The 22,074-nt window shown below is 36.2% G+C and carries 11 protein-coding genes, 4 tRNA genes and 1 pseudogene; 8 read left to right on the top strand and 8 right to left on the bottom strand.

What is annotated here, in order from left to right; translation table 11 throughout:
* Positions 1 to 146: 146 nt before the first annotated feature.
* Positions 147 to 220: transfer RNA gene (locus MF1_RS02115), tRNA-Cys, on the bottom strand.
* Positions 221 to 404: 184 nt separating this feature from the next.
* On the opposite strand from MF1_RS02115, the gene MF1_RS02110 reads away from it, so the two are divergent.
* Positions 405 to 479 (top strand) — tRNA-Asn (locus MF1_RS02110).
* A gap of 1,256 nt (positions 480 to 1,735) precedes the next feature.
* Here the strand turns inward: MF1_RS02110 and MF1_RS06780 are convergent.
* Positions 1,736 to 2,369: pseudogene (locus tag MF1_RS06780) on the bottom strand (pyridoxal-phosphate dependent enzyme); the annotation flags it as partial.
* 143 nt (positions 2,370 to 2,512) lie between these two features.
* On the opposite strand from MF1_RS06780, the gene MF1_RS02100 reads away from it, so the two are divergent.
* Positions 2,513 to 2,598: transfer RNA gene (locus tag MF1_RS02100), tRNA-Leu, on the top strand.
* Between the two features lie 338 nt (positions 2,599 to 2,936).
* Here the strand turns inward: MF1_RS02100 and MF1_RS02095 are convergent.
* The 3 genes from MF1_RS02095 to MF1_RS02085 all read right to left on the bottom strand — a co-directional run bounded on the left by MF1_RS02095 (position 2,937) and on the right by MF1_RS02085 (position 7,540).
* Positions 2,937 to 3,842 carry an outer membrane protein gene (locus MF1_RS02095; protein ID WP_161510359.1) on the bottom strand — a complete coding sequence of 302 codons (906 nt, stop codon included), beginning with the start codon at positions 3,840 to 3,842 and terminating at the stop codon, positions 2,937 to 2,939.
* A gap of 1,056 nt (positions 3,843 to 4,898) precedes the next feature.
* Positions 4,899 to 5,171 (bottom strand): hypothetical protein, encoded by a 273-nt coding sequence (locus tag MF1_RS02090; protein WP_014924243.1) that lies wholly within the window; start codon positions 5,169 to 5,171, stop codon positions 4,899 to 4,901.
* Positions 5,165 to 7,540: a mechanosensitive ion channel family protein gene (locus MF1_RS02085; protein ID WP_161510754.1), complete on the bottom strand. Its 2,376-nt coding sequence runs from the start codon at positions 7,538 to 7,540 to the stop codon at positions 5,165 to 5,167. The genes MF1_RS02090 and MF1_RS02085 overlap by 7 nt, the downstream gene beginning before the upstream one ends.
* A gap of 171 nt (positions 7,541 to 7,711) precedes the next feature.
* Between MF1_RS02085 and MF1_RS02080 the strand changes: the two genes are divergently transcribed.
* The 4 genes from MF1_RS02080 (at position 7,712) to MF1_RS02065 (ending at position 13,525) form a co-directional block, all read left to right on the top strand.
* Positions 7,712 to 8,095 (top strand): hypothetical protein, encoded by a 384-nt coding sequence (locus MF1_RS02080; protein ID WP_161510358.1) that lies wholly within the window; start codon positions 7,712 to 7,714, stop codon positions 8,093 to 8,095.
* A gap of 79 nt (positions 8,096 to 8,174) precedes the next feature.
* Entirely contained in the window at positions 8,175 to 10,688 is a 2,514-nt protein-coding gene (gene secD / locus MF1_RS02075) for a protein translocase subunit SecD (RefSeq protein ID WP_014924246.1), read from the top strand.
* A 100-nt stretch (positions 10,689 to 10,788) separates the two neighbouring features.
* Positions 10,789 to 12,543 (top strand): cation:proton antiporter domain-containing protein, encoded by a 1,755-nt coding sequence (locus MF1_RS02070; RefSeq protein ID WP_161510357.1) that lies wholly within the window; start codon positions 10,789 to 10,791, stop codon positions 12,541 to 12,543.
* A gap of 28 nt (positions 12,544 to 12,571) precedes the next feature.
* On the top strand, positions 12,572 to 13,525 hold the full coding sequence (locus MF1_RS02065) for a lysylphosphatidylglycerol synthase transmembrane domain-containing protein (protein ID WP_011179572.1): 954 nt from the start codon (positions 12,572 to 12,574) through the stop codon (positions 13,523 to 13,525).
* Positions 13,526 to 14,230: 705 nt separating this feature from the next.
* On the opposite strand, the gene MF1_RS02060 is transcribed toward MF1_RS02065, so the two are convergent.
* Positions 14,231 to 15,799, bottom strand: coding sequence for a TerC family protein (locus tag MF1_RS02060; protein WP_014924248.1), 1,569 nt, complete (start codon positions 15,797 to 15,799; stop codon positions 14,231 to 14,233).
* Between the two features lie 456 nt (positions 15,800 to 16,255).
* On the opposite strand from MF1_RS02060, the gene MF1_RS02055 reads away from it, so the two are divergent.
* Positions 16,256 to 16,331: transfer RNA gene (locus MF1_RS02055), tRNA-Lys, on the top strand.
* On the opposite strand, the gene MF1_RS02050 is transcribed toward MF1_RS02055, so the two are convergent.
* Entirely contained in the window at positions 16,322 to 16,573 is a 252-nt protein-coding gene (locus tag MF1_RS02050) for a hypothetical protein (RefSeq protein ID WP_161510356.1), read from the bottom strand. The two genes, MF1_RS02055 and MF1_RS02050, sit on opposite strands and share 10 nt — an antisense overlap.
* A gap of 1,715 nt (positions 16,574 to 18,288) precedes the next feature.
* Here MF1_RS02050 and MF1_RS02045 point away from each other — a divergent pair.
* Complete coding sequence (locus MF1_RS02045) at positions 18,289 to 19,692, top strand: amino acid permease (protein ID WP_161510355.1); 1,404 nt, start codon at positions 18,289 to 18,291, stop codon at positions 19,690 to 19,692.
* Between the two features lie 92 nt (positions 19,693 to 19,784).
* Here the strand turns inward: MF1_RS02045 and ilvC are convergent, their stop codons facing one another.
* The gene (ilvC, locus tag MF1_RS02040) at positions 19,785 to 20,804 is read right to left on the bottom strand and encodes a ketol-acid reductoisomerase (RefSeq protein WP_014924251.1); all 1,020 of its coding nucleotides are present in this window, start codon (positions 20,802 to 20,804) and stop codon (positions 19,785 to 19,787) included.
* Positions 20,805 to 22,074: the final 1,270 nt, after the last annotated feature.

The following is a 22,074-nucleotide window of genomic DNA, read 5'->3' as shown; positions in this document are numbered from 1 at the left end:
ACTGTAGCTGTTACAAAAAAGTACGCGACAGTCAACAATTAGATTCTAACCGCACTATTTTTCATGTAAAAGCGTCGTTTTTACCATAGAAGGAAGCAATTTACTTGCTTATATTATCTCTAAAGACCATTCTGTTTAAAATTGGTTGGAGGCCTCGCCCGGAATCGAACCGGGATACAAGGATTTGCAGTCCTCTGCGTAACCATTCCGCCACGAGGCCTCGTTAACAAACATAAAATGTCAATAAGGGAAGGTAACGCATCCGTCAAGGTATAGAAATTTTCTCTAACCTTTTTTCCTCTTCATCATGTAATTTCTGACATTTTTTTAAAAAAAGCAATTTTACCCTTTGCAAATCAGTATTGCTTTGCTATAGCCCTTGCAGTTGGGTAATTGGGCGCTGTTCCCCGGTAGCTCAGTGGTAGAGCAACCGGCTGTTAACCGGTTGGTCGCTGGTTCGAATCCGGCCCGGGGAGCCATCTTTTTCTTACAAATCTATTGTTTTTATTAATCTTTTTTAAGGTGAGAGATTTGTAAATTAAGGGATGCATAAATAAAGATCAGAGCATAAGATTCTTACAGTAAGGCAAAGTGAAACATTCCATATCAGATTGTTTTTCGCAATGAAAACAGAGAATCATCATCCTTGTTCAGCCACTATACAAGATTTTTCCTTTCTGATTAATTGTTAAGAAACGCAAAAGTTATATCATTCTTTATCAAGGTATGATGCTACCAGATAGTAGTATGATTGTTTCAAATTGCGAATCATAACTTCTTTTTGAGAAAAAGTTATTTATGCACCAATAACCCAAAAAATTTCTTACCACTTTACTTTGTACAGCTCGGTACAGCTCGAAAAAAATTATTTCTACTAAATAAAGCTTAAACTCAACGAACTGCTCCCGAAACAATCATTTAGAAATATTAAAGAACAAGGAGCCAAGGTCGTATCATCAGATCTTATTTCTCATACGACCAAAATAACAAAAAATTTCTGTAGCTAAAAAACTATTGATATAAATTGAAGCTTTAAGCATAATCTTTATCTCAATTTCAAAAACCTAAAAATATAAACCACATCGCATTCCAGTGCGCTCTTAAGATCGCAAGGAGCGTAAAACTTCATTATCTTATTGCTAGACACGCAACAAATGACTTCAGCTCAATTTGCAAGGTTACTAGAAAATCTTACCAGCCAAAACGTTTTTTCTCTTATAAATCAACATATCAGAGACAAAACATATCCTTTGTTATTTTATTTTTTATTCACATCTTTAAAGATGGAAGGGGGGGTAAGCAAATAAATATAAGGAGACGGAATTTTCAAAGTTGCTTCCACAAACTATCACCAATGATAACTTCTTTTCAAAATATTTTTTTAACGACACAAGAAATCCAAAATGTTTCCACTTCTAAAAATTGAAACTTTTGAAAAGACCCTTCTTTATCTTTATAGTAAGATCATTGTTTTTTTCTCTTGCTCTCATTCAAACTAACAAGAAATCGAAAAGAGAAACATATTCTAAGCGCACAATCTTATCTGAATATTTTACTCAAGCTGCCTTCTTTGCTGATCTGCAGGAACAAAAAGACTTGACACTCTTTGCTGCTGCTTTTGCTTTTTTATATCTTTCATTTGAAGACGAAGAATTTCTACCCTGTGACTGTGCAGCATTATCTTTGTGATCCCTAAACCGTTTTTGACCTTTCGATTTTCTAAAATATAGTTCCTGAGCATTTCAGCCATTTTAGAACAAACATGATTCTCAGGAACCGTAATGATAGAATCTGGTGAAAATTACTTTAGCATCGTGTAATTTAACGCACCAATTTCAGCTACAGCAGCACCATCTACAAATGTATTAATATTTTCAAGTTTGACATGTTTTCCACTCTTCAAACAAGTGAGCAAGCTTGCAGCTCAACAAAACGAAATCCCCTTTTCCGCCCATATTCACGTGAAAATTTGCTCACACCACTGGCCAGCCCACCTCCACCGACAGGGATAATCAAGTCTAGCTCACTCTCTCCATTAAGTTTTTTCCATTGCAAAACAGTCTCGCACAGGATTGTCGCCTGCCCCGTAATAATTAATGCGAAGGTGCCATCAGACCGACCAGCACCCTGTATAATGAAAGATTGTGCAGCCGCATGACATTGATCAAACGTTTCACAAACTAAACTGGATAATCAATAATCTATACCAAAAATGCGTGTCTTATCAATTTTCTGTTTCGGGGGTCATCACAGGTATAAAATCACACCTCTCCGTTTAAAATAGCGATAAACAAAAAACCCCTTGCGTGTAATCCCCCCCCTGACACACAAACGAATGCAGCATCTTGAGATATCTCACCAAGCATTTCATGCTTCGTTAATATTATAGAGACTCCTTCCAGCTATAAAAGCAAGCATTGTCAGTCAAAAATTGAACAAAGAATAAAAAGTTTTTCTCTTATCATTAATTCTTGATTCAATAAAAGATATAGCTTATGAGAGAACTCTTATCGCGGACGTGATGAAATCGGTAAACATAGCAGACTTAAAATCTGCCGGTCTAAGACCTTGCGGGTTCAAGTCCCGCCGTCCGCACCAACTTCTGTAAATTTTCCTTTATTTTACAATAAGTTTTTAAAACCATAAATAAACCACCTCTCAAACTCCCTTTCATAATGCTGTTATGACGTTATCAGGCGAAGCTAAATTATTAAAAATTACGAATCAAAACTTCTTTTGAACAAATGTTTTAGCTGCGCTCATGATCCTAAAAACTTTTATTTTTAAAAATCGGCATCTAAGGCAATTCTTCTTCATCTTATAATAATCAAAATTAATGATCTCTTCTTCACCATAAAACAGTATTTTGTACAAAATAAAAAAGCAAAGGTCCTATCAAGGATAGGACCTCTTACGCTAATTTAATTTTGCAAAAATTAGAATTTGTAAGCTACACCCACACGGAAGTCATTGGTCTTATAATTAAGCTCAATCTGTTCGTGCCCTTTTTGAAATTTCTTTTTACCAAAATCTGAGTAACGATATTCCGCGCGCACAATAAAATGATCTGTCATTGCAAAGTCAACACCACCACCAAGAGTGTAACCAATCATCGTCTTTGTATCATCTAATGTAGTAGAAGCGGCATCTTCTCCAGTAATTGACATGGAGAAAATATTTTGAAACTGCCCATAAGCAATACCACCAGAGACATAAGGCATCATACGTTCAACAGGAAAACCAACTCGCACCCGTGTGGCACCAGTCCATTTTTGTTTCAAAGTACGACTAAAAGTTAGAAAATTTCCTTCTACTTGTTTCAATCGAGAAACTCCACTGAACTGATCTAGACTATCCTCCTCTGTACGCCCATCAGTTTCCCCTTTCGTACCCTCTAAAGTTATCTTTTGATCAGATTTATCGGAAAAGACGACAGTCTTTGTATCCTTTCGTCTAGACAGCAGTATATCCGTATCAACCCCCAAGATAAAACCATTACTAAGTTCGAGATTAGCACCTGCATACACCCCCCCTATAAAACCAGAGAGCTTAGGCATATATTTTTTGTCAACCGAAACCCATTTTTTATTCTTACTTTCCTCATCAGGAAAGAAAAGATTATCAACATAAGGCGAGGTGATGTCAGGAATCGTTGCAGAAATTTTACTCGAAAAACCACCAATTTGTCCTCCAAAATAAAAGCCCGTCCAAGAAAAAGAAGGAGAAGCAATAACTGGTGGAATAACCCGTTCTGACTGCTGAGGAACTATTACATCTGCAGCCTGTGCCACAGAGGCTGGAATGAAAGCAAAAACGGATCCTATTATAAATTTCATGTTCATAAAATTATACCCCTCATATTCATAAAATTATACCCCATTGCTATTGTTTAAATTAATGTTTAAATAAAGAATAACATTTTTAAAAAAACAAAGTACTGCAAATTTTATGCTTAAAAACTAACTATATTTTTTATAATAATAAAATTTAATTTTAGCAAATAAATTTTAATTATTTTTCTTCCATAAACCATAAACAAGCTTTTATCAATCATAAATAATTGAAAATATGAAATTTTACGAAAAATAACGGTATTTTTACTTTAAAAGAATGAAACTTTAATACTCGTCTCATCCAAACTCTCTCATCAAATTCCAAAACTGGATTATGCAGCAACCTATTTATGTGAAGCATTCTCTGAAAAAGAATACAGATTATTCTAGCATATCGACATTTATTATATAATAAATAAATGATATGAAATATTGGATGATAAATTAATATCAAATAATATATTAATAATTTTATTCATAATATCTTATAATTCACTAAATTATTTAATAAAAATAAATTAAACAATAAAAATTAAAAGAATATAAAATGAAAATAAATTTTTATTCGGAAAATTCTTATCATATTATTTAATTTTATTTAACTATATGTAATAAAAATTTGATAAACTTCTTCTTTTAAAGACGTTTTATTCTTCCAGAAATTTCATTCAAAAATCGGAATATATCATTGAATTAAAACAAAATAATATCATCTATAAACCACTTTAATTACAGCTCTTCGAAAAGAAGAAAACTTCTATACGTATTTTCAATAAAATTCATAAAGAAAAAAATAATCGAAGTTTACCTTAATTAATTAACTTTGATATTACAGAACTCAGATCTTACAAAAATATTTAAGGATCATTATACTGAAAACATGTATTTTAGATTCTGCATACTTTCAGAAAAATCTCGCTTAACTTTACTAACTGAATACTCAATCTCACACTGAAGTTACACCTTTTCATCAGCTACTCTTTAATAATTGATCTTATTAAAGAAGGCAAAGATGATATTTCGTTCTGCAAAATTTTTATCTCATAAAAAAAATCTGAAACCATTTTATTTAAAAATCGCTCTACCCTCGCTGATTTTTATATTATCTTCTGCCTTTACTGCAAAACGGTCTTTATTAGGAAAAGTAACAAAACAGCCCTTCATACAAATTGTAACTGTTTGATGAGGATTTAAAGAAACATTTGAAATCGCACTCCCTTCAACGATGGTGAGAGATTGTATCTTTAAATCAGTATTCTGCACAGTTGCTGCAAAAGCTGTTATAGTCAAAATATTCAATAGCATAACTGCAAAAAAAACGTGAACATATTTTAGCATTCCAAAATCCCTTCTTCAACAAAACGTTTATACAATACAAAGCGAAGAGCATTGGTCACCTTAGAAGGTGAGGTGATGTTAGGCACATAAATAGCCAAAGTAAATGAAAATTTTTTACTATCAAACGCAGTGAAACTCACCTGCGGGACAGGATTTTTTAAAACCCCCTCTGTCGCAGAAGCAATCTCTAGCAAAATTTCAACAACACGCTCTGGAGCAATGTTAGAGGAAACAACAACAGGGACATCAACCCGCCCCATTTTGCTCCCTCGAGTCCAATTACTGACATTATTATTAATGAGGCTTGAATTAGGAATAATAATCGTCTTGCGCTGAAATGTTTCAAGTTCAGTTGCACGCACACTGATACGTTTAACAATACCAGCTACTGATCCAGATTCTATATAATCTCCCAATTTAAATGGTCTCCCAACCAAAATAATAAGCCCAGATACAAAATTTTGAACAATATTTTGCAATCCAAAACCTATACCAAGCGAAAGCCCACCAGCGATGAGCGCAAAATTTTTGAGATCCAAACCTGCAGTTGAGAATCCTATCAAAGCAGATACAACAATACCACCATAATTTATGATTGTTTTGATAGAATTACGGACACCAAAATCAAATTCCCCATGCCCCAACACTGTGCCATCCAGCCAACCGATAAATCGGCGGATAAGAAACCAACAAGCAAAGAAAGCAATAGTTCCTGTTGCAATAGAAATCAAAGAAATAGACACATTGCCAATTTGAAAACCAGTCACCAGTTGCCATAACATTGCTTGCAAATCAGAATACGAAAATCCAAATTGCCCGGCAATTGGCATAGCACAAAATATGATCACAACCAAATTGAGGAAAACACCTATAATAATCCCCAATTGATTCATCGTTTTCTCTTCTAAATGTAACCATTGCATCAAACTATAACCAACGCTCGTTTTCATAAATTGGCCTTTAGATCCAAGTGCTTGAGCGCTTTGTATCCCTAAATACATGAGAACCAAAAATGCACCACCAACCACAATTTGCTGCATAATAAAACGCGCCAAACCAACATACCCTAAAAAATCCATCACAATGAGCAATAATCCCAAGATAATAAGGGAAATGCGTATATAAAGTGGACAAAATACCCGCTCTCCTTCTTCATTTTGAGAACGCCTACCTTTAAACCGCAAAGGCACAAATGAAATTATGAACAACAATATCGCTACCAGAAAAACAGCAATAAAACTTTTCGCGATTGTCAAAGAAAGAGAGGCTAAAACAACTTGATAAACACTATCAAGAACTGCATCAAATGCCAAAACGCTCCCTAAAAAAGTAATCAAAATTACCAATTGGTATGCTGCCGACGGCGCAATATTGAAAAGGCGCCCATGGAGTATATTCGATGTTAAAAGAACAACGGCTAAACGATTTATCAAAAAAACTAAGATAATTTGATGCCCGATCGTATAAAATATCGTTGTAAGCTTCCCAGAATCCAAACCAAAACTACGAAACAAAAAAAACACGAAATAAACGCAAACAATACACCCAAGCAAAGGCAGAAGAATTGAAATAAAAGCAACCAATAAACGCTGTAAATAAGATATTTCCTCATTCAGCTTGGCAAAACGGCACTGTAATTGCGCAAGAACCCTACGAGAAAAATAAAGAAGTCCAAAAGCAACAAAAAGTGGAATTAAAAAGGAAAGAAAAAGCTGTAATGACTTGTAATTAAATACAAATTTCCACCAAGAACTGAACAACAAAAGAAAATCAGAGGAAGCCTCTTTTGTTTGCTCAACGAGATGTTTGACCATCGGTATCGAAAATTCAAGCCTGTGCGTAAGTGTATTTTTAAAAAGCTCTCGAGACTGAGAGAGAGAAAGTTCGGCTATTCTATTTGTAGCCAAAAAGATTTCTTCAAACCGAAGCACTACATCATTAATCTGAGCTCTTTTTTCTATCAGACGAGAACGTTCCCTACTTTGGCTTTTAAAGTTTTTGGGATCATCATAGAGTTCTGTCAACTGATCAAGAAGCACGTTAATATCATTAAGAGGAGCACGCAAAACAAATGCTGCTTCTAGGGCACGTTCACTAATATCTCGCGCCCGCAACCGCAGCTCTGCCAAAACACGTTCGTCGTTTGATTCTCTTGTAAAGTCTTTTTCTAAAGTTTCTGTTTTTTGTCCAAGTATTTTAATAATTTGCTGTTGTTTTTGAATAATTTCATTAATTGAGTGAGAAATTATCGACTGTTCGATTATTACATTTTGTGATTCCAAATGCCCCCATACACAAGAGATCGATACAACGATAATCCCAACAATGGAAAAAAGAATGCATAATTTTTTTTGAAAAAATGAACACATATCGACCTTAGGTATCAAGATGAAGAATCACCCCCTTTAAAATATGACATGAGACAAATATTTTCAACTTGTGTAGAATAAGCTTATAAAAGCTTCCCCTCATTCTATAATACTGATAAAAGAGTGAATATAGCAAGTTGAAATCAAATAAGACAAAGAGAGCATCCTAATATGTTTTTTTTGCACCTCCATCGCAAAAAAGAAAAATTTTTCCCTTTTACGGCCTCGCTTCTTCTTTCCAGTTTTGGCATATTATTAATGAATAGTTTTCTAGGAGTTTACGCTTATTTTATTGCCCAATCACATATTAATAATGTCATTACATTTAATCCACTTGATTCAGAAAATAAGTATGATCAATTGAATGTTACAAAAGCTGCAAATAAAAAATTTATAACACTCCATAGAGATTATGTTTTACCTTTCATCAGTGCTTTTCAAAACATCCCAGCACTGAATGTCTCTTTAATAGCTCCCGTAGTAATTGTTTGCATACGGCTTTATAATTTTCAAACACAATGTTTTGCAAACAAACGCGCCCCCCCTCTTGCTTGAACTATGAAACCATCATCCTATCTTACTCCTGCGTTTAACTCTAATAACCATTAGATTAGCCTATTAGCGGAATATATTCATGCGCACACCCGGTTGGTTGACTACTCTTTATTGTTTTATCCTTTTAAGCAGCATTTACATTGCCTTGCCCAATTTATTTTCGCAAGAACAAGTTAAAAATTCAAGATTCTTAACTGATACCCGTGTGACACTTGGACTTGACCTTCAAGGAGGATCTTCTCTCCTCCTCGAGGTCGAGGCCAAAACACTAAAAAGGGATCAACTACACATGCTTCTAAGCAATGTGCGTAACACACTGCGTGAAAAGCAAATCCGTACATCGAGCATTCGTGTCCTCGAAGATAGCGTAGTTGCTCTTATTTCCGATCCAAAAGAAAGTGAAAAAGCACTCTCTGCTTTGAAGACATTGATCACACCTATACACAACAGCTTTGGAAGTAAAGCCAATGATATCACGATCAGTGCTCAAGATAACACTCTCCGTATAATGTTAACCGAAGCTGGTATGAAAGAACGTATCAGTAATGCTATTGAGCAAAGCTTGGAAATCATCCGTCGCCGTATAGATCAGGTTGGTGTTACTGAACCAGCCATCCAAAAAGTAGGAACTGATCGTATTATGGTTCAATTGCCTGGTCTACAAGACCCAAAGCAGTTACGCGATCTTTTAGGAACAACCGCTAAGATGACCTTTCATCTTGTGCCCTCCAACGTGGATATAAATAACTTACCCGCAGGTGTTTCAATCCTTCCTGGATACACTGATAAGACACAACGTTATGCAATTTATGACCAAATCGCCTTGGATGGCAATGTCCTAAAAGATGCCCGTGCAGGTTTTGATCCGCAAATGCCAGGACGTTCTATTATTTCATTCACCATGAATTCTATTGGTTCAAAAATATTTGCGGATATAACACGACAAAATATTAACCGTCCTTTTGCAATCGTTCTTGATAACAAAGTTTTGACTGCTCCTATCATCAACAGTGTTATTCCCAACGGACAAGGCCAAATTACAGGAAATTTTGATCCCAAAGAAGCATCAACTCTGGCTGCTCTCCTGCGCGCTGGTTCCTTGCCCGCCCCACTCACGGTGATTGAAGAGAGAACTGTAGGTCCAAATCTTGGTGCTGATGCTATTCAAATGGGACTTTACACAGGCATTATTGGCTTTGTTCTTGTTACAGTTTTTATTTTTCTTCTCTATGGAATTTGGGGTATCATTGCGAATATAGCGCTAGCATTACACACTATTTTAACATTTGCCGCGCTAAGTCTTCTCGGTGCTACACTCACACTACCGGGTATTGCTGGTATTATTTTAGGTATCGGTATCGCCGTTGATGCCAATATTCTAATCAATGAGCGTATCCGTGAAGAAAGCCGTAAAGGTATCAGCGCCTTTGCTGCCTTAGATCGTGGATTCAAACAGGCTTTCGCGACCATTGTTGATGCTAATATTACTGCAATTATTGCAACTATTTTATTGTTTTGGTTTGGCACCGGTCCTGTTCGCGGTTTTGCTGTAACAATGTTACTTGGTATTATCATCTCCATGTTCACGAATATTACCATTGTGCGCATCATGATGATTTGGGTCGTTCGTAAATGGAAAATTAAAACTCTGCATTTTCGCTCTATTTTCAATATTACCCCACAAAATACAACTTTCCGCTTTATGAAAGCGCGCTTCATTGGTATTAGCGTCTCAATTATTTTATCACTTGTTTCAGTTTTTCTGTTTTTAAAACCTGGCTTGAATTTCGGAATTGATTTCATTGGCGGCAGCCAAATGAGTATCACCACGAAAGCTCCAGCAAATTTAGCAACCTTACGTTCAAAGCTTTCTACCCTTAACATAGGTGAAGTTACGCTACAAAATATAGATAATGCAAACACCGTGCTGATCCGCATTCAGAAACAAAGTGGTGGTGCAACACAACAAACCGCTGCCATTGACAAGGTCAAAACAGCAGTACAAAACATTTATCCCAATACTACATTCGATCAAATAGAGGTTGTTGGCCCCAAAATTTCAGGCGAACTTGCTACAGCTGCCTTTACTGCTGTTATTCTCGCAGCAATTGCCATGTCCCTCTATATATGGTTACGCTTCGAATGGTTTTTTGCAGTTGGAGCAATTGTAACGCTCATCTTAGACACCACAAAAATGATTGGTTTTTTTGCTTTGTTTCAATTTGATTTCAATTTAACTGCCATTGCCGCTCTTTTAACGATTGTTGGTTATTCCATAAACGATAAGGTTGTAGTCTATGATCGAATGCGCGAAAATATGCGCCTTTATAAAAACATGCCCTTGCGTGAACTGATTGATTTCTCAATTAATCAAGTCCTTATACGCTGTCTCTTTACATCAGCAACCACAGTTCTCGCTATGCTCCCTATGGCGATATGGGGCGGAAGTGCTGTCCATAATTTTGCAGTTCCTATGGTCTTTGGAATTATTATTGCAACATCATCTTCGATCTTTATCGCCGCTCCTATTTTACTATTACTCGGAAATTGGTGGCGTAAACGAAACAACCGTACAAACACTAAACTAAAATGAAAATGCCATGTTAATTCATATGACGTACCAATCCTATCTTCTCATAAAAAAATTATAAGCTCTTAAACTCATTCATTTTTTTGAAAAAATTGTAAATATTATGCTCCATGATACACCACTTATTACAACAATTGTAGCAGGTTTATGCTTAGCATTTCTTTTGGGAATGGTTGCGAGTCGTTTGCGTATCTCACCCCTCGTGGGATACTTGTTAGCTGGTGTTCTTGTAGGACCGAACACAGGCGGTTTTAGGATAGATTCCAGTATTATTAACCAACTCGCAGAAATTGGTGTCATTTTGCTGATGTTTGGTGTTGGACTGCATTTTTCATTAAAAGATCTCTTATCCGTCAAAGCTATTGCTATCCCTGCTGCCCTTGCACAAATGGCATTTTCTACTTTTCTGGGCCTATGCCTCGGACTGATTATGGGATGGGGATTCAGTAGTAGTTTAGTCTTCGGTTTAGCTTTATCAACAGCAAGTACTGTTATTCTGCTGCGTGCTTTGCAAGAACGCCATCTTATTGAAACAGAAAAAGGACGTATTGCTGTTGGTTGGTTGATTATTGAAGATTTAGCGATGGTTCTTATACTTGTTCTCATACCATCATTGGCAAATATCCTTGGCAATACGAAAAAAGAAGCGATTGATCCTGTTATTAAATGGTTGGACCCAAGTATTTGGGGAGTTTTTGGTCTCACCATCCTAAAAGTTATTGTATTTATCATCCTCATGCTCGTGATTGGCCGACGCATTATCCCGTGGTTATTAAAAGTGAGTGCACAGTCAGGATCACGTGAATTATTTCGTCTGAGTGTCTTTGCTACTGCATTAGGAGTAGCTTTCGGAGCTGCTCATTTATTTGGTGTTTCTCTTTCTCTTGGTGCCTTTTTTGCAGGTATGGTTATGAGCGAATCAGAATTGAGCCATCGTGCAGCGGAAGAATCCTTACCTCTGCGAGATGCATTTTCTGTTCTCTTTTTTGTTTCTGTAGGCATGTTATTTGACCCAGGGAAAATACTGAGTCATTTTTTTCCTCTCTTAGCAACATTATTAATTATTATAATAGGAAAATCTGCTGTTGCCTTTTTTATCGTTAAAGCTCTTCGCCACTCTAATGCGATAGCTTGCACCATTTCTGCCAGCCTTGCCCAAATCGGAGAATTCTCTTTTATCCTTGCAAGTTTAAGTTTAAACCTTGGATTCTTAAATAACGATGCTCATGACCTTATCCTTGGAGGTGCAATTCTTTCCATTTTACTCAATCCCCTCGTTTTTATTGCCTTTGACAAAATTAAAAAGCATCTAGAAAATTTTCTTACAAACCCACAAGACGTACAAACAATCATTGATATTGATCTGAAGGATCCTGACCAAGAGTTTTTACCAATTACCTCAAAAACAAACCATATTGTAATTATCGGTTACGGCCGTATTGGTAAATGTGTTGCATTATCTTTAATAAACAAAGGTGAACTTGTAGTGATCGTGGAAGAATCAAAACGCCTTGCTGATAAAGCAATTGCAGATGGTTTAGAGGTAATTTGCGGCAATATCATTAAACAAGATATCATGAGTGCCGCAAATATTAGCAATGCCTACAAAGTTGTTATTACAATGCGGAGCACTATTGAAGTAGGAGAATGTATAGTGAATATACGGAATATGAAGAAGGATATCCAGATAATCACGCATGCATTATCCGATGTAGAAACGGCTTATCTCATTGATTTAGGTGCAGATATTGTAGTAACTGATGATGAAGAAATCGCAAATGGTATTATCGAGTATATAACTGGACAGAAATCTGTAAAAAATATGCACAATTATGAATTAAATTTACAGAAAACATAAATGAAAACAAAAAAACGGATACAACAGCATGAAAATGAAGCAATTGATATGGCCATTTATCGGTATCTTAGCAATGCTAGTATCTATCCGCATTCTTTATATAAAGCTCTCTGCCATTTCTTTCGGTGATGTACTGGAGCGCCTAAGCAATTTAAATGCACAACATTGGCTATTAGCCTGTTTGTGCTCTCTTTTAGCTTATGCTGCTCTTGCTGGATATGACCGAATTGCCTTGCAGCATCTAGGTCATAAGATCTCTTGGTTTTTTATTGCTCTATGTTCGTTTACTACCTATGCACTTTCCCACAATATTGGTGCTTCCATTTTTTCTGGTGCAGTCGTACGCTATCGCGCTTATAAAATGAAAGGATTAAGTGGAACAGAAATCGCGATATTAGTCGGTTTTTGCTCTTTTACTTTTGTAATAGGCACAATCTTACTCTTTGGGATCGTTTTGATTTTACAACCCGAAATCATCACTCTCATTCATGACGAGCTTCCTGAATGGCTTGGAACAATAATTGGTGCAATTTTACTCAGCTGTACAGCACTTTACATTTTTGGCAGCTGGCTTCAGTTAAAACCCTTACGCTTGGGAAAAAAAATTCAACTTTCCTATCCCCGGTTGAAAATTGTCATTCAACAGCTTCTCATCGGCCCCTTAGAGCTTTTAGGAGCAGCAGGAATTATATACGCTGTGCTCCCGCATAACACAGACGTTCACTTTATTTCTGTGCTTGGTGTTTTCCTGGCATCTTTCACTCTCACCCTTCTCTCCAATGCCCCAGCTGGAGGAGTTGGAGTTCTTGAAGCTTTATTCATAACAGGCATGTCCAGTATAAATCCAACCGATGTTGTTGCAGCACTTATTGTGTTTAGAATGCTTTATTTGATCATACCACTCATCGTTTCGCTATTTGTTGTAGCAATTTTTGAAGCTCACCAATATTGCAAAAGAGTACAAAAGACACCACCTGAATAAATAAAAGAAAAATAAACACCCTCTCCTTTTTGCAGGGGCGTAAACAACGATAACCATATTGAATCAGACTTCATATGTAAATCAATCAACCATTTTGTCTTCATTTATCTTTTTTAGCTTGAGTGTTGAAGTACTTCTCTTTCCATACCGATGCCTCTAATAAAAATACATGGAAATATTTGATACTTCAATTTACTTTCAGAGAAGCGGCTTGAGCAGCTCTCCGAATGAATTCTGTAGTGAAAAATAAATTTCTCTCGCCTTCAATTGATTTTAAATATTGAAATGGGGCTGCTATTTTGTAGCATAGTACCCTCCCCTACCTTTATTAAAGGAAAGAATAAAAGGGGTTCCCATAAATCACTATATAAAAATACAAGCAAAAATTTCACATAATTTTCGTCTTTAAAAAATACAGAAATAATGCATATGTAATCACTATTTCTGAGATTAATAGCCATTTACAAATCAGTGTGCACATTGTCCCCCTCGCAGAACCAATCATCCTTGAAGGCTATCTTTTAACATGAGGATTCCTCTTTTAAACATAAAAAACTCATTAAAAATTTAATTTTTGTCTATCCATCAGTCCATGCTTTAAAAGCTATGAATAATGAAAACACAATCGGACAATTAATCTCCGTATCTTTTTCACTCTCTTATAATAAGAAGGTATTTTCCTATCACTTTTATTTAACTAAGTAATTAGCTTTTTTCCGGCAACACAAGTGAAGAGATAAGGATTTTAGATACATTTCGACGATCCATTTCAATAACTTTAAAGCGCAGACCATCAGCTTCAAAGCTTTCACCCTCATTCGGTAAATGCCCAAATCGCCAAAGCATAAACCCTGCCAGGGTAGTATAACGGTCTGCCTCGTCTACAAGATTACGCTCAAGATAACCGCTTAAACGGCGAATATCAGCATATCCCTCAACAAGAAGGCTTCCATCTTCAAGCTGTTCTGCTATAACCGGTTCTTCATCATCATCAGGAAAATCACCTGCAATAGCTTCAAGAATATCAGTTGGTGTTGCAATCCCTTCAAAAGATCCATGCTCATCAACAATAATTGCAAGCTGAATCGAAGAATGACGTAATTGCTCCATCAATCGCAAAACACTTGTATTTTCATGAACGACGAGTGGTTCTCGCATAGCTTTTTTCCAATTAATCTTTTTTCCCTCAGCCAAATTTAACAGAAGATCTTTGGTCAAAGCAACACCAACAAATTCGTCTACTTTTTCACGTGCAAGAATTAAGCGGCTATGTTTAACCTGTTGTAACTCCTCACGCATCTTATTCTCGTCACCATTTAAATCCAACCACTCAATCTCATTACGCGGCGACATAATGGAGCGGACAGGACGATCAGCTAAATCGAGAACACCACGAATCATTTCTTTTTCTTCTGGACGAAACAGCTCAGAAGCTGCCGCCTGCTCAGCAATGACATCTACAGTCTCACCAAGATTACCGTCTTTGTTTCCACCTCCCAAGAGCCTTAAAACAGCATCAGCTGTTCGACCACGTAGATCATTTGTTGTAATCATCTTTTCACGATTACGACGTCCAATTTGGTTAAAAGCTTCAATGAGAACAGAAAAACCAATAGCAGCATATAAATACCCTTTTGGAATATGAAAGCCAAATCCTTCAACAATGAGAGTAAAACCGATCATCATCAAAAAACCAAGACAAAGAATCACAATAGTGGGATGGCGATTAATAAAACGCATAAGAGCGCCCGATCCACACATCATCACACCCATAGCAATAATTACTGCTATATACATAACTGCTGCCTGCTCTTTTGCAATCATACCTGTCGCAGTAATAATACTATCTAGGGAAAACACAGCATCAAGCACCACGATTTGAACAATCACCTGCCAAAAAACGACATAAGCAACGCCTGTTTTTCTTTCATGCGAGATACCTTCTAATCTTTCATGTAACTCTAACGTTCCCTTTGCAAGCAAAAAAGCCCCACCACTAATCAAGATGAGGCTATGCCAACTAAACACAAAGGATGAGAATGAAAAAAGCATCGTATCGAGATTTAACACCCATCCAATAACCGTAAGAAGAAAAAGTCGCATCACTAATGCTAAAGTAAGACCTATCAAGCGTGCACGATCACGCAAATGTAACGGCAATTTTTCGGCTAAAATTGCAATAAAAACAAGGTTATCTATTCCTAAAACAATTTCGAGAAAAATCAACGTGATCAAGCCAAACCACGCATGGGGATCAACGATCCACTCCATCATAGATCACCCTTTAAAAACATCTTTAAAAGCTTAAAAGCGCCCGGTTGACAAAACAAACTCATGAGTTTTCATTCTCACACTTGATCAAGAATATTAAATGCAAACAGATTGCATCCAAAGCAAACAATGACAAAACATTGCTTAAACACACATGACTATTGATAAAGTTTATAAAACAGAACGACAGTCCACCCCACTTGCAACCACAAGAAGGTTCCTCTGAATTTTGTTCGGGCATTACGCTCGACGATCCTCCAACGACAGTTCCGAATGATAATCAGGACATTTATTTATAGAGCTATTTATAATGGGCCTATTTTGAGATAAGATCAAGGGGGTGTACAATGAATTTAACTATAGAGACTTTACTATTTTCATATAAAAAACAACAAAACCCTAGACATACTGCTTTAGGAGCGTTATAGAACCGCTCATTCTCATCTTTTGAAGAGCCGTGGGTGATTAGCTCAGTCGGTAGAGCAGCTGACTCTTAATCAGCGGGTCGTGGGTTCGATTCCCTCATCACCCACCAGTTCCAGTTACTCGATCAATGAGGTAACAAAAACGTGATGAAAAATCTGCACGAAAGATAAGGCTTTTTTCGCTGTTTTTGCCTCCTGTATCAGAAATCGCAATCGCTTGCAGTTTTTCAGCGACTCGTTCAAGTGCATCCGCAACACGGTTTTTGGCATTGTCAACCTGACCTGCACTATAAATAAGCCGGAGCCAATAAAATCCTAGTCTCCACCCCTCAATGACCACATGCATGCGCAAGGCATGCACACCAGTTAAGGCAGCATTTGATCCTACTATTTTGGCTTGTGTGGTCAGTAATTTGGAGTTTCTCTTCCGCCTGTACAAGGATAATTTTTGCTTCTATGCCCTGTGCACACACAGCGTTAATGACATCAATAGCTGCTGTATCTTTTTTCCCAAGCTTTTTGATTTTATCTGTCTCGTGCGTAAAAGGACGGGTTTATTAAGGGAATAAACTTGCCTATCAACATCAGGAATGTTATAATTACGCCAAACGCTTTCATGCCAAAAATTGAGATTCCTTGCCATTTTTAATAAAGCGGATACTAAGATTAAATTCTATTGTCATTTTTCTCTCCAAAGCAATGAAGAAACAATAACCAAAAATACATAGGTGTCATAAGTCTGACGCTGTCAGTCAAAAAGGGCTTTTAAAAACCTTTCAGAACTTTCTCTCATTTTTGGTATCAAATTTTGATTTTTGCAATTTTTTACTCTTTTTCTGATTTTTTTCTGTAAAATCCTATTTGATAAACAGAGCATTTAATGTTTAAAAAACATAGAATTATCACATATTCTTCTAATTATGTCCTTTCCTACTAAGTACAAAACCTCATGTCAAACTACACTGTGTATACTGGGGCATACTGGCTTAAAAGGAAAAGTGCAGTAGCCATGCCGCATATACATGACAAAACAACCATTCATAAAAAGGGCTGTTATCTAATATAGGCTTGTTTTGATCTCAAAAGTGACATATCAAAACATATTAACAAAAAGTATATGTTAAAAGTTATAGTCAAAATTAGTGAATTATTATTTTCTCTTTCATCCCAACTAAAACAGATTTTTGCCAATCTCTACAAAAGAGAAAAACCTATAGATACATCTCATTTCTCTGCCCTATCTTAAGACCTTCTGTATAATCAATACGAAATTTTCGTAAGATTTTACAAAATGGGGTGAGCATCTGAACAGAATTCTTATTCACAACTTTAGAATAAAAAAACTCTATAATATCTCTCACTTCTTTTATGCAAAAGAAAATAGCTTTCTTCCGTTTATGCTACAAAATAAAATGATTGTAGAAACTATAACATCTCTGGGTGAAACATCCGTAAAACTCATCCTTCAGTAAATAAGATAAATAACCGTAGACTAATCCTATACCACTAATTAACAACATTGCTATCATTGAAATCAATAATATCTTTTAAAAAAATGAAGATCAGGATTTGCTTTTTTATTTTTGATCTTTCTATCGTAATGGCAATTACCCATGAAATCATTTAAAATTTTCTGCCATTGGAGATTTTTCCTTAAGTAAGATCACAACTCTATAGTCTGTTCAACCGAAAATCAAAACCCCTCTTCACTATGACATCAACTATTGTACTTATGATACAGGCAGAATTAGTGATAACCTATAAGTAGTTCCTTACAAACTATTTGAAACAACTTAAGAGTAATTGTCATAATAACACTCAGTCTTTTTATCAGCCATTGATCAATTATCTCAGCTACCACTTAAAACTCTGTACTCAAATATCTGTTGCGTTATTTTGAGATAAAATATTATACCCCTGTCAATTCCATATGCTTTTTCTTTATCCACATGAAATCATAAAAAACGTTTTTCTCCTTTACTCCTCACTTATATCATGCTTCGATGAAAAAAATTATCTTTTTCAGTGTAATTTTAATCTTAAATAATTAAAGGGAACTTCCTAAAAATGAACTGTAAACAAAATTTAGAAGAAAATCTTCAGAATAAACTGCAACGTGGCCTCGATAACCGCCATGTACAACTTATAGCTATTGGTGGTACTATTGGGACAGGACTCTTCATGGGATCAGGAAAAACAATCAGTGTAGCAGGCCCTTCCATCATACTCGTTTATGCTATTATCGGTTGTGCTCTATACTTTGTAATGCGCGCTATGGGAGAATTATTGCTTTCCAACTCACAATACCGGTCACTTATTGATTTTTCAACCGATATACTAGGACCAGGAATTGCTTTTTTTGCCGGCTGGAGCTATTGGTTGAGCTGGGTTGTGACTGGAGCTGCAGATATTATTGCTATCATCACTTATATGCACTTTTGGTGGCCCACACTTAATCCATGGATCATCGTTTTCGCTTGCGTTACCTTCTTTTTAACCCTTAATCTCCTTGCTGTAAAAATGTTCGGTGAACTTGAGTTTTGGTTTGGTCTCATCAAAGTCGTAGCAATTTTAGCATTAATCATTGTTGGATTTTATATGATCGCTACTGGCTTTACCTCCCCAAATGGTACTGTTGCCTCTCTCAGGCACATATGGAACGATGGAAATATCTTTCCTCGTGGAATTACAGGTTTTTTTGCTGGATTTCAAATAGCCATTTTTTCTTTTGTTGGTATAGAAATTGCTGGAACAGCTGCAGCTGAAGTCAAAGAACCTAAAAAAGTTCTACCAAAAGCAATTAATGCAATACCTATTCGTATTGTACTCTTTTATATTTTTTCTCTCGTTGTGATTATGTCAGTCACACCTTGGGATCAAGTTATCCCAGATAAAAGTTCCTTTGTCACAATGTTCTGGCTTGCTGGCATTCCGACAGCTGCTGGTTTGGTGAATTTTGTTGTTCTCACATCGGCTGCCTCTTCAGCAAATAGTGGTATTTTTTCTACCAGCCGCATGATATATGGGCTTGCAACGCAAAAAGGTGCTCCTCGCCTTTTGGGAAAACTTTCAAACCATCATGTTCCAGCCAACGCCCTATTCTTTTCTTGCTTATGTATTTTATTAGGGTACACAATTGCATCACTCTCTCCGAACATCATAAATGCTTTTACAATTGTTACCAGCATTTCAGCTATCTCATTTATATTCGTATGGTCTGTAATTTTGGTTAGCTATATTGTGTATCGTCGCAATCGCCCTCAGCTACATATTGAATCCATCTACAAAATGCCAGGAGGTGTTATCATGTGCTGGATTATTTTAGCCTTCTTTGCCTTCATTCTCTATTTGCTAACATTAGAACCTGATACTCTAATAGCTTTTAAATACAGTCTATTATGGTTTATTTTTTTAGGCGTAACGTATTTCATTATGTTTGTAAGAAAAAAAACAGCTCAACATACAAAATAAAGCCTATACATAAAAAACATATCAAAAAGGGTAACCAAAGTTACCCTTTTTGTACATGAACCTATAGTTTTACAGAGAGTTCTCTACGAACTTCAATTACGCTCCTTATCAACCAAAGCATTAGATTTTATCCAAGGCATCATAGAACGGAGTTTTTTACCAACTTCTTCAATAGGATGACTATCATTTAAACGCCGCATGCTCTTAAAATGAATAGCACCGGCTTTACATTCCTGAATCCAATTTGACGTAAATTTACCCGTCTGAATATCCTTCAAAATACGCCTCATTTCCGCTTTTGTTTTATCAGTAATAACACGTGGACCAGAGATATATTCGCCCCATTCAGCTGTATTGGAAATCGAATAATTCATATTTGCAATACCACCTTCATACAGAAGATCAACAATCAGTTTAACCTCATGTAAACACTCAAAATAAGCCATTTCCGGTGCATAACCTGCTTCCGTTAGTGTTTCATACCCTGCTCGAATCAGCTCCACAAGACCACCACAGAGAACAGCTTGTTCACCAAAAAGATCAGTTTCGCACTCTTCTTTAAATGTTGTCTCCATTACTCCAGCACGTCCACCACCAATACCACATGCATAAGATAATGCTATATCATGAGCATGCCCTGAGACATCTTGTGCAACCGCAATTAAGCAAGGAACACCGCAACCACGTTGATACTCATTACGAACTTTATGACCTGGACCTTTAGGAGCAATCATCACAACATCAACTGTTTTTTTGGGTTCAATTAAGCCAAAATGAATACTCAAACCATGAGCAAAAGCAATCACTGCCCCATCACGTAAATCATCATGCATATGCTCTTTATAAATATCAGCTTGCAATTCATCTGGTGTTGCCATCATAATAAGATCTGCCCATTTTGCTGCTTCAGCAACACGAACAACCTCAAAACCGTCTGCGATAGCCTTTTTAGCTGTTGCTGATCTCGAATGCAAAGCAATTCGCACATCTTGAACACCCGAATCTTTCAGATTTAAAGCATGCGCATGTCCTTGTGAACCATAACCAACAATGGCCACTTTTTTCCCTTTAATTAAATTAACGTTTGCGTCATGATCATAATAAACATGCATGAAAATACTTCCTTATATTTGCATTTAAACTGAATTTTAGATTTTTCATTGAATAAAAAACCAGATTTCCCCCTCAGTGCTTCACACACTGTGAATAACAAATCATTATTCATAATAATATAGCAACTGAATAACCTTTTAAATTTATATATTTATACAAAAAACTATGGCCAAACCTTCCCAAAATACATTGAGACCCAAAAAGAAATTTCAATGAATGCTCTACAAAAAATGATCCATTATATAAAACAATACTCCTAAAAAAATACATACTCTAAATTGTATTTTTCTCCTGCATAATGAATATTGTATCCTTAAACTTAAGATGCATGATGCGATCCTTGACCATGAAATAAATTAAAATGAATAGCAATAAAAATTATAAAATGAGCGTCGTGATTTTATACTTTAGGTTCTTTGCCTCTGACGCTCTAAGCCCCAGAAGACGGTTGAAACTTAAAGCAACAATCTCATAAAACGAAAAGCTTTCTCACCTAATCACCAGAAAATATGTTTGAAGCATTTGAATTTACTAAAGAAGCCTTCGATAAAGTAAAGTTCTTTATAAAGGGTGTTCACCATCGTTTTGCGCTATTTTCTTATTTGATAAAGAGGCATTTTTCGTCCTCCTCATTCCTTCTCTTTGGGCCTCTACACAGAACCATTATTAGCAAGAACTTGTATATTTTTTCCCCTTCAACAAGCTAAACTGATTGGATAATATCATTGTACTCTCTGGGGCTAGAAGAAAACATAAAACTTGCCTCAAAACATTGATTACAGTATGAACTCTTCAGAGATTAAATCTTGAGCTTATTTTTCTTCCAACACTAACATTTTTTATAATTCTGCTGCACAATCCATAATTATTCTAGCACAGAGATAAACACGAACAAAGGTAGCATCAATTCTAAGGATTCACTACCAATCCCCATAGTCCATAGATAATTGTTGGTAAGTTTCTTCAAAAACGAACGCTTCCCGTTTCTGATACTAGAAATTCATCCCGTTTAAGGATACTCCATCCTTGCCATAAATGCATGAATGATACGCCACTTTCCTGAAGATAAGGAAAAACTCTCGCCATTGATATCCCCCATTGATATCCCGTCTTAAACGACATGAACTTCTTCAATAAAATGATAGATAAAATCATCGGTCCTCACCCGCCTCTAAGAAACTTATCTTCCAGAAACGATGAGTCTTTTTCCAATCTCTAAACTTGATGAGAGACTAGCCTCTTTAGTAAAATGCCTAATCTTTTATAGAT

This window comes from Bartonella quintana, from assembly GCF_009936175.1.
Taxonomy (GTDB): domain Bacteria; phylum Pseudomonadota; class Alphaproteobacteria; order Rhizobiales; family Rhizobiaceae; genus Bartonella; species Bartonella quintana.
This window is presented reverse-complemented; position numbering and strand designations above follow the sequence as displayed.

What these genes read in the sequence shown, in the direction of transcription:
- MF1_RS02095 (WP_161510359.1), bottom strand. Translation starts at nt 3,842, where the DNA reads ATGAACATGAAATTTATAATAGGATCCGTTTTTGCTTTCATTCCAGCC.
- MF1_RS02090 (WP_014924243.1), bottom strand. Translation starts at nt 5,171, where the DNA reads ATGCTAAAATATGTTCACGTTTTTTTTGCAGTTATGCTATTGAATATT.
- MF1_RS02085 (WP_161510754.1), bottom strand. Translation starts at nt 7,540, where the DNA reads ATGTGTTCATTTTTTCAAAAAAAATTATGCATTCTTTTTTCCATTGTT.
- MF1_RS02080 (WP_161510358.1), top strand. Translation starts at nt 7,712, where the DNA reads ATGTTTTTTTTGCACCTCCATCGCAAAAAAGAAAAATTTTTCCCTTTT.
- secD (WP_014924246.1), top strand. Translation starts at nt 8,175, where the DNA reads ATGCGCACACCCGGTTGGTTGACTACTCTTTATTGTTTTATCCTTTTA.
- MF1_RS02070 (WP_161510357.1), top strand. Translation starts at nt 10,789, where the DNA reads ATGCTCCATGATACACCACTTATTACAACAATTGTAGCAGGTTTATGC.
- MF1_RS02065 (WP_011179572.1), top strand. Translation starts at nt 12,572, where the DNA reads ATGAAAATGAAGCAATTGATATGGCCATTTATCGGTATCTTAGCAATG.
- MF1_RS02060 (WP_014924248.1), bottom strand. Translation starts at nt 15,799, where the DNA reads ATGATGGAGTGGATCGTTGATCCCCATGCGTGGTTTGGCTTGATCACG.
- MF1_RS02045 (WP_161510355.1), top strand. Translation starts at nt 18,289, where the DNA reads ATGAACTGTAAACAAAATTTAGAAGAAAATCTTCAGAATAAACTGCAA.
- ilvC (WP_014924251.1), bottom strand. Translation starts at nt 20,804, where the DNA reads ATGCATGTTTATTATGATCATGACGCAAACGTTAATTTAATTAAAGGG.